The sequence below is a fragment of the Salegentibacter salegens genome (genome assembly GCF_900142975.1).
GTDB lineage: Bacteria > Bacteroidota > Bacteroidia > Flavobacteriales > Flavobacteriaceae > Salegentibacter > Salegentibacter salegens.
In genome coordinates, this window is the sequence record NZ_LT670848.1 from 1 (window position 1) to 13170 (window position 13170).

Annotated in this window: 17 protein-coding genes; 13 read left to right on the plus strand and 4 right to left on the minus strand. The window is 37.1% G+C overall.

Going from position 1 to position 13170, the window contains the following annotated elements:
* Nucleotides 1-100: 100 nt before the first annotated feature.
* From B5488_RS18240 to B5488_RS00025, 11 genes are all read left to right on the plus strand, one after another.
* Nucleotides 101-457: a type 1 periplasmic-binding domain-containing protein gene (locus tag B5488_RS18240; RefSeq protein ID WP_172839992.1), complete on the plus strand. Its 357-nt coding sequence runs from the start codon at nucleotides 101-103 to the stop codon at nucleotides 455-457.
* Nucleotides 458-459: 2 nt separating this feature from the next.
* A complete protein-coding gene (locus B5488_RS18245; protein WP_262507366.1) occupies nucleotides 460-906 on the plus strand; it encodes a substrate-binding domain-containing protein in 447 nt (148 codons plus the stop codon).
* Between the two features lie 190 nt (nucleotides 907-1096).
* Nucleotides 1097-1516, plus strand: coding sequence for a carboxypeptidase-like regulatory domain-containing protein (locus B5488_RS18005; protein ID WP_197686273.1), 420 nt, complete (start codon nucleotides 1097-1099; stop codon nucleotides 1514-1516).
* Nucleotides 1462-2517 carry a TonB-dependent receptor plug domain-containing protein gene (locus B5488_RS18010; RefSeq protein WP_197686316.1) on the plus strand — a complete coding sequence of 352 codons (1056 nt, stop codon included), beginning with the start codon at nucleotides 1462-1464 and terminating at the stop codon, nucleotides 2515-2517. The genes B5488_RS18005 and B5488_RS18010 overlap by 55 nt, the downstream gene beginning before the upstream one ends.
* The gene (locus B5488_RS18015; protein ID WP_197686275.1) at nucleotides 2514-2660 is read left to right on the plus strand and encodes a hypothetical protein; all 147 of its coding nucleotides are present in this window, start codon (nucleotides 2514-2516) and stop codon (nucleotides 2658-2660) included. The genes B5488_RS18010 and B5488_RS18015 overlap by 4 nt, the downstream gene beginning before the upstream one ends.
* Nucleotides 2661-2947: 287 nt before the next feature.
* Entirely contained in the window at nucleotides 2948-3367 is a 420-nt protein-coding gene (locus B5488_RS18020) for a TonB-dependent receptor domain-containing protein (protein ID WP_231919771.1), read from the plus strand.
* Between the two features lie 54 nt (nucleotides 3368-3421).
* Nucleotides 3422-3715 (plus strand): hypothetical protein, encoded by a 294-nt coding sequence (locus B5488_RS18025; RefSeq protein ID WP_197686279.1) that lies wholly within the window; start codon nucleotides 3422-3424, stop codon nucleotides 3713-3715.
* Between the two features lie 104 nt (nucleotides 3716-3819).
* On the plus strand, nucleotides 3820-4188 hold the full coding sequence (locus tag B5488_RS18030; RefSeq protein ID WP_197686281.1) for a TonB-dependent receptor: 369 nt from the start codon (nucleotides 3820-3822) through the stop codon (nucleotides 4186-4188).
* A gap of 160 nt (nucleotides 4189-4348) precedes the next feature.
* Complete coding sequence (locus B5488_RS18075) at nucleotides 4349-5008, plus strand: RagB/SusD family nutrient uptake outer membrane protein (protein WP_231919772.1); 660 nt, start codon at nucleotides 4349-4351, stop codon at nucleotides 5006-5008.
* A gap of 41 nt (nucleotides 5009-5049) precedes the next feature.
* On the plus strand, nucleotides 5050-5679 hold the full coding sequence (locus tag B5488_RS18080) for a RagB/SusD family nutrient uptake outer membrane protein (protein ID WP_231919773.1): 630 nt from the start codon (nucleotides 5050-5052) through the stop codon (nucleotides 5677-5679).
* A gap of 12 nt (nucleotides 5680-5691) precedes the next feature.
* Nucleotides 5692-6678, plus strand: a complete 987-nt coding sequence (locus B5488_RS00025; RefSeq protein WP_231919774.1) for a glycoside hydrolase family 130 protein — start codon at nucleotides 5692-5694, stop codon at nucleotides 6676-6678.
* Here the strand turns inward: B5488_RS00025 and B5488_RS00030 are convergent.
* A complete protein-coding gene (locus tag B5488_RS00030) occupies nucleotides 6664-7659 on the minus strand; it encodes an IS1595 family transposase (protein WP_079733415.1) in 996 nt (331 codons plus the stop codon). The genes B5488_RS00025 and B5488_RS00030 overlap by 15 nt on opposite strands.
* A gap of 220 nt (nucleotides 7660-7879) precedes the next feature.
* On the opposite strand from B5488_RS00030, the gene B5488_RS00035 reads away from it, so the two are divergent.
* Nucleotides 7880-9190: a sugar porter family MFS transporter gene (locus tag B5488_RS00035; RefSeq protein WP_079733416.1), complete on the plus strand. Its 1311-nt coding sequence runs from the start codon at nucleotides 7880-7882 to the stop codon at nucleotides 9188-9190.
* A 114-nt stretch (nucleotides 9191-9304) separates the two neighbouring features.
* On the opposite strand, the gene B5488_RS00040 is transcribed toward B5488_RS00035, so the two are convergent.
* Nucleotides 9305-9574: an alpha/beta hydrolase family protein gene (locus B5488_RS00040; RefSeq protein WP_079733417.1), complete on the minus strand. Its 270-nt coding sequence runs from the start codon at nucleotides 9572-9574 to the stop codon at nucleotides 9305-9307.
* A gap of 326 nt (nucleotides 9575-9900) precedes the next feature.
* Here B5488_RS00040 and katG point away from each other — a divergent pair, with 326 nt between their 5' ends.
* A complete protein-coding gene (katG, locus tag B5488_RS00045) occupies nucleotides 9901-12198 on the plus strand; it encodes a catalase/peroxidase HPI (protein WP_079733418.1) in 2298 nt (765 codons plus the stop codon).
* Nucleotides 12199-12244: 46 nt separating this feature from the next.
* Here katG and B5488_RS00050 read toward each other — a convergent pair whose 3' ends face one another.
* Both B5488_RS00050 and B5488_RS00055 read right to left on the minus strand, forming a co-directional pair.
* Nucleotides 12245-12472 (minus strand): hypothetical protein, encoded by a 228-nt coding sequence (locus B5488_RS00050; RefSeq protein WP_079733419.1) that lies wholly within the window; start codon nucleotides 12470-12472, stop codon nucleotides 12245-12247.
* 128 nt (nucleotides 12473-12600) lie between these two features.
* Nucleotides 12601-13146: a hypothetical protein gene (locus B5488_RS00055; protein ID WP_079733420.1), complete on the minus strand. Its 546-nt coding sequence runs from the start codon at nucleotides 13144-13146 to the stop codon at nucleotides 12601-12603.
* Nucleotides 13147-13170 lie beyond the last annotated feature (24 nt).

The following is a 13170-nucleotide window of genomic DNA, read 5'->3' on the forward strand; positions in this document are numbered from 1 at the left end:
AGTCATAAAGAAGGTTGAAGATTTATTGAGAAAGTAGGATATAAACCAAACTCATCAGCGCAATCTTTACGAACAGGAAAATCAAAAAACTATTGTTTTTATGGCAGAAGATATTTCGGATCCATTTTTTTCTGCCATAGCAAAGCAAATGGAAGAGATCGCTTTTAACAATGGTTATAAGATAATTTATTGCAGTACTGAAAATAAAAAAGAGCGAGCAATTGAATTGTTGAATCTTTTTAAAGATAGACAAGTTGATGCGTTTATAATTACCCCACCTGAAGGCTTTGAAGATGAATTGAAAAGGTTAATCTATGAGGAGCATCAAATGGTTATGGTGTTTGATAGGTATTTCGATAGTTTTAAGCACAATTATGTAGTTCTTGAAAATTATAAGGGAGCCGAGGAAGCTACCAGGTCTTTGTATTCTTCCGGAAAAAGAAAAATCGCATTATAGGAATTGAATCTAATTTATCCCCATTGGTCCAAAGATTAGAAGGATATAAAAATACTATGAATAGTTATCAGCTGCAGGAATATTCACTTTTGATAAAATTCGATCAAATTAAAACTTTAGAGGGGCAAAAAGCAATTAAGAATTTTTTAGCACAAAATCCGGAAATTGATGCAATTTTATTTGCAACTAATAATCTTGCCATAAGTGGTCTCAGAGTGATAAAAAGTAAAGGTTTGAAGATTCCTGAGGATATTGCGATCATTTCGTTTGATGATCGGGATATTTTTGAATTATTTACTCCTCCAATAAGTGTAATAGCGCAACCAGTACCCGAATTAGCTAATGAATTAATTAAAGGAACTCTTCAATTAATGAAAACAAAAGAAACGAGAGAAGTCTTCTACCAAAAGGTTTTGAAGGGAAAGCTTATTAATCGAAAATCGAACTAGTCAAAAATAGGTCTGTTTCTACTTAAGATAGGGGAATCTCCCTTATTTTCAATTCTTTAAAATTTTCAATCTTTTTTTATTTATTTGGTAATATAGAATAACATAATTATTAGCTGCAAGGTAAAACGTTTTACTAAAGTTTTATTGTTATTTTACTACAACGATTACGCTAATATTTAATTTAACCAATATGAGAAAACAAGTCACGAAAATTGGAGGTGAATTTCTGGTATTTTTAATGCTTGTAATGGCTTATCAGGCTCAAGCATTTAATAGTATTTCAGACGAACTTATTTATAATGAAGACCAAACTGAAATTACCGGAGTAGTCACGGGCGCGGCAAATGGTATTCCAATTCCTGGAGTATCAGTTTTTGAAAAAGGAACTGATAATGGGACAGTAACAGATTTTGACGGAAATTATAGTCTTACAATTTCAGGTTCAGATGCGATATTAGTTTTTTCTTACGTTGGCTTTAAGACAACAGAAGTTGAAGTGAACGGAGAAACTAACATAGATGTTACTTTAGAAGATGAAGTTTCTCAGTTAGATGAATTAATTGTAGTAGGTTATACTTCCCAAAAAGAGAGGACAATTACGGAGCCTTAAGTTCTGTTAATGTTGAAGATTTAGAATCAAGAAGGGTTCCCAATGTAACTCAAGCTTTACAGGGACAGGTGCCAGGTGTAAATATTACCCAAAGTACAGGTGCTCCAGGGGATAATATAGAAGTAAGAATTAGAGGTAATGGTACAATTGGAAATAATAATCCACTTTATGTAGTTGATGGGATACCAACTAGGGAGATAACATTCCTGAACCCAAGTGATATTAAGTCTATGACAGTTTTAAAAGATGCCTCTGCAGCTTCTATTTATGGTTCAAGAGCTGCGGGAGGAGTGATTGTTATAGAAACTAAAAACGGTAGTGATCGTAGTGGTATTCAAGTTAGTTATTTTACCGGAATTCAAAAAGTGCAAAATCTTCCCACTATGCTTAATGCAGAGCAATATATGCAAACTGTAGAAAATGCTTGGGATAATGCTGGTTATGAGGGTACTAATCCTTATATTGAAGATAGAAATAGATCTGATTTTGCTGATGTAGATTATCTTGATGAACTGTTTGAGCTGGGGAGAACACAAAGCGCACAGGTTACAGCTTCTGGAGGGAATGAAGATACAGATTATTTTCTTTCAGCCGGATATTTCGGACAAGATGGTCCCGTAGTATATGACAATGATCAATACAGAAGGTTTAATTTCAGGTCCAATGTGAATTCAAACCTTAATGATAGACTAAAAGTGGGAGCTAACCTTCAAGCTTCATATGAGTATAAAGACAGAATATCTTCCAGTGGGGATTCGCCGGGAATTATTAGGCATGCTTTTTTAAGACCTCCAATTATCCCGGTAAGAAAAGATCCGTCAGACCCTACCTATTCCGAGGAAGATCCGTTTACCGATTTACCGTTTTTTCAGGGACCGGATAGCTATGAAAGTAGCAAATATGAATTTTCACAAAATCCAATTGCGTTGGCTTATTTTACAGATGATGCTGCCCGAACTTTCAAGACTTTTGGAAACATCTTTGCAGAGTATAGCTTTTGAATGATAAAGCTTTAAAGTTCAGAACTAATTTTGGAGCAGATATTAATTTCATTCACAATAAAGCTTTTGGAGTTAACTTTGGTGATGATGATGGTGGCGGTGCAGCCAGGATAGAGGCTCGGGAGACAGAATCGTCCCAATAGCTTAAGTGAAGTAAGAGGAGAGGATATTACCTTGACCTTGGAATAACAGTCTAAGTTATTCGAAAGAGTTTGGAGATCATACTATTGAGCATTAGTAGGATCTGAATTTATCACAAGCCGTTATCAAATCTGAATGCCTCAAGAACAAGATTTGACTTTACTGAACCAAATTTCCGTTATATGGATTTTGGTGATACTGAACAGGATATTTGGAATGGGGTCTGGCTGAAGAATGGTCTTTATTTTCATTCTTTGGGTCGGCAACTTACTCTTTCCAGGATAAATATATGGTAACTGCAAATTTAAGAGCAGATGCATCCTCAAGATTTGCAGATGAAAATAAGTGGGGCTATTTCCCTTCTATGTCAGCAGGTTGGATGATATCGGAAGAAGAATTCGCACAAGATTTAGACTGGCTATCCGAATTAAAACTAAGAGCTAGTTGGGGACAATTAGGAAACCAAGAAATACCAAATTTTGCATACTTAACCTTATACCGCAGAGATGCGGATAGATATTTAATAAACCGTTACGGAAATCCGGATTTAAAATGGGAAACTACGACTCAAACTAATGTAGGTTTAGATTTTGGAATTATGGCCAATAGATTATTCGGTTCAATGGATTATTTGAAAAGCAAACTTCTGATATCTTATTACCCATTTCCTTGCCACAATTTGTTGGTGATGTTTCTCCCACTTTCTTAAATGCGGGGGAAGTAACTAATAGTGGTTTTGAATTTGGCTTAACATATAGAAATTATGATAACGAGTTTTAAATATAAAATTAGTGGAAATTTTGCCACACTGCATAATGAGGTGAATTCCTTACATCCCAATTTACCATATATAGATGGTATGGTTACTAGAACCCAACCGGGAGAAGCCTTAAATGCTTACTACGGGTTTGTTCAGGAAGGTATCTATCAAAATGAGCAAGAAGTTGCCGAACACTTAAGCGGTACACCTAATCCTCCACAGCAACCCGGAGATATTAAGTTTAGAGATATTAATGGAGACGGTAGAATAAACGATATGATAGAGATTTATTGGTAACCCGAACCCGAAACTTAGTTATGGTCTTAGTATGGGCTTCAATTATAATGCCTTTGATTTTAATATTCTTTTCAAGGAGTTAGTGGGTAGACCGATATAATGATTTGAAGAAAATTATTGATTACGATACACGACCATTCAATTATACCGATAGGGTTTTAAATAGCTGGGACGGAGAAGGTTCAACCAATAGCATTCCAAGAGTAAGTTTTTCGGATAATGGAAGTAGTAGGGTTTCGGATATTTTTGTTGAGGATGCTTCTTATTTGAGACTTAAGAATGTGGAGTTAGGTTATTCTTTGAATTTGCAAGAAAGCTTAGGGATTGACAATGTAAGATTATATGTTTCTGGACAGAATATTTTCACAGTTACAGATTATTCGGGATTAGATCCTGAATCTACAGCTTTGATAGATTATGGAACTTACCCTCAGTCCTTAACACTTATGTTTGGAGTTAACGCTTCATTATAAAAAATCTAAAAAATTACTAATATGAAAAAATATATCAAAATATTACCTTTTAGTACTAAGTGTAGTACTTTTAGGATGTGAACTTAATGAAGAACCCATTGGTTTAATAACAAGAGATCAGATTAATACTGAGCCTACAGCAAGTTCAGTTACGTCTTCAGTGAATTCCAGTTATCAGTTACTTTCCAATACTTTAAATATTATTGGAGAATGGGACTGGACTGGAGGAAAAGTACTTAGAAATGATTTTATTCTTCAGGATATTGCTGCAGGAGACATGAATAAAAAGTGGAATCCTGATGGAGATCAGGCCTGGATGGATGAGGTAGCAGCTTTTAATTTTACCGCAATAAATGGGGCCTTTAATGGTATCTGGAGCTATGATTATGAGGGCATTTCCAGGGCGAATATGGCCATTAACACTCTTAATAACCCTGACATTACAGATACTGGGTTAGATGCTGCAACCAAAGACAGATTATTGGGTGAAGCTTATTTTTTAAGGGCTTTTTATTATTTCGATTTGCTTAATCATTTTGGAGGGGTTCCCTTATTAACAGAACCACTGGAAGATTTCTCTGCTGCCTATGAAGTTTCTAATCGGGCGAGTGAGGAAGAAGTAATTGCTTTAATTGAAAATGACCTGGAAACTGCGGTAGGTTTATTACCGATGCAAAAATATTCCAGTAATGCTGAACCATGGAGAGTTTCTATAGGGGCTGCAAAAGGGATGCAAGCAAAAGTCGATTTATTTCAAGAAAATTGGGAGATGTCTTTAGCCCATATTGAAGAGCTACAAGCCTGGAATTTTATTCTTTAAATGATCATTATTTCGATTCTTTTGATGTAGAAAAAGAATTCATGGAAGACGAAGTAATATTTGCTTATGACCACCGAGCGGAATTAAACCCAAGTAAAGGAAATGGTTTAGCTGCATTGATGGGTTGGGGTTTTGTGGCACCAACTGAGAACTTTGTAAATGCTTTTGAAGATGACGATCCCCGACTTGAATATACCATTGAGACAGAAACTCAATCCCCGCACAAACTTCTAGGGTCGACCGACAGCCAATATAAAGGGAATGATGATTCTCCTGGAAATAAAGTTTACATAAGATATGCTGATGTTTTACTATGGAAAGCAGAAGCATTGATCGAAACAGGACAGGTTGAAGCTGGGTTGGAAATAGTAGACCAAATTAGGATGCGGGCAGAGAATACACCGTCCCTGGATGGTAGTAACGGTGAATTGGAAATGTATTCCGGTTCAGGTTTATCTCAAGAACAAGCACTTGAAGTTCTATATAAAGAGCGAAGGTTGGAATTGGGTTTTGAGTCTCACCGAATTAATGACCTAAAGCGCTGGGGAATTGCAGATGAAGTTTTAACCGAAATGGGGAAAAATTTTCAGGAGTATAATTACTTATATCCAATTCCACAGGGAGAGATTGATCGAAGTGGAGGTCAAATTGAACAAAATCCAGGTTACTAATAATAAATTTAAATGAAAATGAATAAATTTTTTATTTCAACAATAATTGCATTACTGGTTAGTGTATTAGGTTATAGTCAGGAAGAACTCGAGAAGGAATGGATGATGGGACCTTTTGAAAGGTTTGAAGAGGCCAAACCTATTATCCAAAAGGATAGTTTAAGTGAGTTTGAAGATCCAATGACAGGTGAAGTTATCAGATGGGAATCAATGGCAACTTTTAATCCTGCAGCAATTGTAAAGGATAATAAGATTCACGTACTATACAGGGCAGAAGAAAAATTAGGAGAAAAAGAAATTGGCGGACATACATCCAGAATAGGTTTAGCAATATCTGCAGATGGAAAAGAATATGAAAGAAAGAAGGAGCCTATTTTTTACCCCGCAGATGACAGTCAAAAAGAATTTGAATGGACTGGAGGAACAGAAGACCCCAGGATAGTAGAAACTGAAGAAGGAACTTACGTTCTTACCTACACTCAATGGAACAGGGAATATCCAAGGTTGGCCGTGGCTACATCAACTGATTTAAAGAATTGGGAAAAGCAAGGACCTATATTCGAGGAATGGAAAGATGGAAAATACCATGACACTGAAACAAAATCAGGAGCAATTGTTACTGAACTTCAGGATGGAAAGTTAGTGGCAGCTAAAATTAATGGAAAGTATTGGATGTATTACGGAGTACCACATATATGGTTAGCCAGCTCCGATGATTTAGTCAACTGGGAGCCCGTAGAGGATTATGAAGGTAATCTTGCACCAGTGTTAAGTCCTCGACCAGGCTATTTTGATTCCTGGTTAGTTGAAGCAGGACCACCTCCAGTTTTAACAGAAGATGGAATTGTTGTACTCTATAATGCCGGTAATTCGCAAAATATAGGTGTGGATCATTTAGGTAATAGGATCTATACAGGTGGGCAGGCCTTATATGATTCTGAAGAACCCTGGAAACTATTAGATAGATCTGACAAACCTTTTAGGCTAAGTTCTAATTAGCATATTGAATAGTTGTTGTTTGTACTCGTACCATGCGCTATTTGAAGCAAAGGCAATGGCTGTAACTGTTGCCATTTTACTGGTTGAGTTCTTGATTTTTTCAAGTACCAAGAACCAATTCAAGTAATTCTGTAAGTATTTTGTAGCTACCCCATTGAAAGAATCCATGAACTTTCTCAATCTCATATCCATATTGTTTACATTCTGGACATGGTACACCTTATCTACGGTTCGCTGTCCCTTTGAGGTGTTGAACTTTTTATGGGCAATTGTGTTGGCTTTTGCAAAAGCACCATAACTTCTATGGCTGTCGCTGCAGAGTACGTCAGCTTTATCAAGTTTCCCTTTAAGTATTCTATTCAGATCCTCTTTACTGATACGACCTCTTGTGGCCACTTTAAAGTCTTTGTTTCCAGATCTATCACAAGTTGCCACTACAGCTACTTTTTCATCACTTATGCCTGCTTTGCTTGCTTTTTCTCCTCGCATTTTCGGTTTTCTACCTAAATGACGTCCTCCTTTTTCTGAGTAGGCAAAGAACAGGTCATCGCTTTCGACTATGCCCTGAAACTCTTCTACCGAAACACTGGAAAATGACGTGAGCAATTTATGTCTCCAATCAAAGGACGTTTGAATTGATATCTCCGTCTCTTCTGCACTTTTCCTGATACTGTAGCCCGACAACAAACAGTATAAATACCGATTTAACTTCTCTTTCTTTTTTATATTATACCAAAACTTACCTGTGGTCTCACTGAAATTCTTCTTACAGCCATTGCAAACATAGCGTTGAACGCCTTTGAGCTTGCCATTGGCACGAACACGCTTTTCTGAGCAATGAGGACAGGTAACTGCTTTTGCCTCGTTGCTGTCCTTTACTTCACTTTCTTGCAAAGACAATGATAGCAACGAAGCCACTATCTCTTGTTGAACAGTCGCTGGACTATTAACGAAAAAATCCCTGAAATCTGAAGGTATCATATCTATATAGTTTTACACAAATATAAGACATATTCATCTTAGAACAAAGCTACCTTTTATAAAGCCGGAATTACCTTTTGAAAAATCGGGACAATATAAGGACGGTACAACTTTTATTGAGGGATTAGTGTATTTTGAAGATGAATGGTATTTATATTATGGAACAGCTGACAGTATGGTAGGTGTTGTTAAAACAGATAACGAGTAGAAAAAAAGATTTATGGGCCTAAGCAAAAAACTCCTAACCGGGGCAATAGTCTCGAGTTTAGGAGGCTTATTATTCGGTTTTGATACAGCAGTTATTTCTGGAGCTGAACAGGGATTAAAGGAATTTTTCAATCTTAATGCAATATCCCATGGATTTACCAATTCGATAGCTTTAATAGGGACGATAATAGGAGCTATTTTTGCTTTTATTCCGGCCCAGTATTGGGGAAGGAAAAAATCTTTATTGATTATTGGTGCATTTTTTGGGTTATCTGCCTTAGGTTGCGCTTTTACCAGTAGTTGGGAACTATTTTTGTTTTATAGATTTCTAGGTGGCCTAGGGGTTGGAGCATCTTCGGTTATAGCACCAATGTATATTTCAGAAATTTCCCCCTCATCTCATAGAGGAAGGTTAGTTGGGTTATTTCAGTTTAGTATAGTATTTGGAATTCTATTAGCTTTTATATCTAATTATTTTTTAAAAATCCAAATTTCGGTTGATGCCTGGAGATGGATGCTGGGGGTTGAAGCTGTTCCAGCTTTATTTTTCTTTATTCTTACATTTTTTATTCCAAAAAGTCCACGTTGGCTTATTATTAAAGGAAGTGGAGAAGAAGGTCTAAAAACTCTTAGGGAGCTAGGAGATCTTAAAGCAAATGAGACATTTGAAAAGATTAAAGGGTCTTTAAATAAGGATAAGGTAAAAGAAAGTCTATTTCAGAAAAAATATTTCAAGCCAATTTTACTCGTCTTTTTAATGGCAACCTTTAATCAATTCTCAGGGATTAATGCAATTATGTATTATGCTCCAAGGATATTTGAAATGTCGGGAATAGCCGAGGACAGTGCATTTTTGCAGGCGGCATCTGTAGGGTTTGTTAATATGGTTTTTACCATTTTTGCAATGACTCTAATTGATAAAATAGGACGTAAGAAGCTAATGCTATGGGGTTCTATTGGTATGATAATAAGTTTAGTTTTTAGTACCTTTTTTCTTAACCAGCCTGAAATAGGTAAAGGTTTATTGATCATTCCAATCTTGGTATTTATTGCAAGTTTTGCTTTTTCTCAGGGAGCTGTAATTTGGGTATTTATTTCCGAGATTTTCCCAAATAAGGTAAGAGCTTCTGGCCAGTCTTTTGGGACTTTCATTCATTGGTTTTGGGCAGCTGCCTTAACTTGGTTATTCCCAATAGTTGCAAGTTTACCTAATGGAGGTAGTTATGCTTTTGGCTTTTTTGCAGTGGCAATGGTGTTTCAACTAATTTTTGTAATAAAACTATTCCCTGAAACTAAAGGTAAATCACTAGAAGAAGAAATATAAGATTAAAAGTGAAATTTTTCATTAAAAGATGGTTGTAGAGTATTGCTTAGTTCAAGACATAGTAGACCTCCCGGTAAAAATGTAAAATTCCACGAGTAAATTTAAAGTTTAATTTTACTTCCCGGAATTTAATCTGAGTTGATTAAACAATAAAGCCGACCGACCTATGATTTCTGAAATGGCGTAAGCATTTAGCGCCCCCATACTACTTCCCATCACTTCGTTGAATTCTGTATTCGGGAATTCCTTTAGGATAAGATCGGGCTGGAAATGTTTATCTGAATAATCTATATCAGGAGCGAAAACCTGGCCGTATTCTTCCAGGACTTCTCTTTTTTCGTCACTTAATTTACTATTGAGTCCGTGTAGGTAAAGTATTTTCATTTTATAAAGTTAAAGCTTCGAAACAAATAAAAGAAGAGAAGGCGACAATTAATGTCGTTCGTGTAATTATATGTTTTAAAAAAAGTTTAACGATTGTAAACACTCTATTTACTTAGCATCTTCCTAAATTATACTTTTAGAATTAAACGTTAGTTACGACTACATTTTTCTTCCTTTTTTCAATATCTAATCAAAAGATCATTATAGCTCTTCGGTATTGGATCATTAGGCCAGGTTACAAGACTTAATGCTAAAAATTTGTTACCGGGAAAGATACTAGCCATTCAACATTAAACTCATTTTTAAACCAACAATATCTTATTATTATGAAAAACATGGATAATCCAGAAAACCTGGCCCAGTGTCCTTTTAGAGGAACAAGGGTTGGCGGAGCGATAGGTAAATCGCCGCAATTAGATGACTGGTGGCCAAACCGATTACAGGTAGAATTGCTTCACCAGGAACAACCCGTTGCAAACCCTTTAAGCGACGAAAATTATAAAGAGGCTTTCAATAAAATTGATCTTCAGCAACTCAAGAAAGAAATAAAGGCAATGCTAGTCGATTCCAAAGACTGGTGGCCGGCAGATTATAATAACTATGGCCCTCAAATGATTCGTATGGCCTGGCACTCAGCCGGGACTTATCGTATTGCAGATGGTCGTGGGGGTGCAGGCCAGGCGATGATGCGTTTTGGTCCACTTAATTCCTGGTGGGACAATGGAAATATCGATAAATCTCGAAGGCTGCTTTGGCCTATTAAACAAAAATATGGAGCTTCTCTATCCTGGGCAGATCTTATTGTACTTACCGGAAACTGTGCTTTGGAGATCATGAATTTCCCAACATTCGGTTTTGGAGGTGGGCGTCGTGATGCCTGGGAACCCGATCGCAGTACTTATTGGGGACCTGAATTCTGGAATGGTAAACCCTTTAAAGAATCTAAAGTAGGTGAATATTACGACGGGCATCCGGAACAAATGGTAAGCCAGAATTTAAGATGGAAGGGAGAACCTTCAGATCCAGATCGTGATATGGAAAATCCGTTAGCGGCCACTCACCAGGCTCTGATCTATGTAAACCCTGAAGGTCCAGGAGGTAATGGCGAACCTATGGATTCTGCAATGGCTATACGCGAATCTTTTAAACGAATGGCGATGGATGATGAGGAAACCGTTGCATTGATTGCGGGTGGACATGCCTTCGGAAAAAGTCACGGTAAGGTAAATGCAGAAAAAATAGGCCCGGCACCAGAGGTGGCACCTTTGCAGGCAATGGGAATGGGCTGGCAAAATCCTGAAGGAACAGGTTTTGGAAAGTATACCATGACTAATGGGATTGAAGGCTCCTGGACGCCAGATCCTACAAACTGGGATAATAATTACCTGATCAACCTTTTCAAATTTGAATGGGAAAAAACTGAAAGTCCTGCCGGAGCGGTTCAATGGATCCCTAAAGATCCAGATGCGCCAAAAACGCCAGATGCTCACGAAGAAGGAAAGATGAACGATTTAATGATGATGACCTCGGATCTCGCTCTAAAAGTAGATCCAGCATATCGTGAAATCTGCGAAAAATTTCTAAACGATTTTGAGTATTTCACCGATGCGTTTTCAAAAGCCTGGTACAAATTAACCCATAGAGACATGGGACCAAAAGATCGTTACCTGGGGCCAGAAGTTCCTCAGGAAGATTTGATCTGGCAGGATCCGGTACCAAAAAGAGATTTCGATCTTATTGAGGAAGCAGAAATTGCTAGCTTGAAACAAAACATTCTGGACAGTGGCCTGTCGGTTTCTGCCCTGGTTTCAGCTGCCTGGTCTTCCGCGGCTATTTACCGTGATTCAGATAAACGTGGTGGTGCCAATGGTGCTCGTATCGCTTTGGAGCCACAAAATAACTGGGATCTAAACAGACCTGATGAACTCAATAGAGTTCTGACAACCCTGAGATCTATCAAAGATGAATTCAACGGGAACCAGTCTGAAAATAAAAAGGTTTCCCTGGCAGACCTTGTAGTACTAGGAGGTTGCGCAGCTATCGAAAAGGCTGCTAAAGATGGCGGCTTTAGTGTACATGTACCCTTTACTCCAGGCCGTACAGATGCCACGCCGGAGCAGACCGATGTGGAAAGTTTTGACTGGCTGAAACCGGTTTCAGATGGTTTTAAAAATTACCATAACGATAAAGTGGGATATCACTTACCTGCTGAAAGAATCTTCCTGGACCGAGCACAGCTACTTACGCTAAATGCACCGGAATGGACGGTTCTAACTGCTGGACTTAGAGTTCTGGATCAAAATTTTGATCACTCTAAACACGGGGTTTTCACAGATCGTCCAGGAACTTTAAGCAACGATTTCTTTAAGGTAATTTTAAGTATGGATTACGAATGGGTCCCACAAGATGAAAAAGAAATGTTTTTTGATATTAAGCATCGAGAGACCGGAAATATTAAATATACGGCGACCCGTTGTGACCTGATTTTTGGATCTAATGCTCAGCTGCGAAATATTGCTGAAGTATACGGTGCTGAAGATGGAAGAGCACGATTTATAAAAGATTTTGTGAAAGCATGGGATAAAGTGATGATGCTAGATAGATACGACGTTAAAGACGATTAATCGTCATTTGACTTATATTCAAAGCCTGATATTATCAATGATACTATCAGGCTTTTTTACGTTGGGTTTTAAAACTCCATTCCACTTCGCCCAGATCTATTTTATTAATATAATTCATCTCCAGGTAAGTATAAATATTAGGTACTCCTACGTGAAGAGTGAGGTCGAAACCTCCCAGGGTTTCTTCTTCCAACATGGTTCTACCACCATAATTGATCTCCTCTTGAATATGTTGATACTGTTCTTCGGAAAGTGTTATTTCTAATTTTCTCATCACCGTTGTTTAGAAGTACCAAAATAAGTCAGCCAGGCGTCAAAATATGACGCCTTTAGGAGAATTATCATATTTTTCAATTCATAAATTGAAAGGTGGGAGGAGACTCAAATATATTCTAAGGAAAACTAGGGTAATTTTGGTCGCTCTGGTTTTACGTATGTTGTTGCCTCTTCAATCTCTTCGTGACTTACATCAAAACTGAAATTTTCTTTATCTGCCAGCTTTATACAAAGCCTCGCGTGTTCATAGATCTTTTGTGAGCTACAATTAGGATAATATTTTTGTAGGGCAATTTTTCGTAATTCAAAAATGTCCTTTTTTTCCAATGTTAGTTTGTCAAGGTAATACTCGGTATGTTGCCAGCTGAAGTAATCTTCATCATAACCGGGCTCATTATTTTCTATTTTTTTAAATTGCTTAAAAGGAAACTCGTCTACTTCATAATTTTTTGCAACACAGTAATCGAAAATTAATTCTCTCATAATGTTTTCCTGCAATTCTATATCGGTTAGATCATTTAGGCCTTTTTCTTCAGCTTGAATAATGTTAGCGGAAATTATCTCAATTTTAGATTTTACTTCTTCAAATTTCATTTCTTTAGATGAATTCAGGTTATGAACCTCTTGAAAGACCTTATAAGTTAGATTTGTTATTTCGCGGGAATCGTCCATTTTCTAAAAATTGAATTTCACCTG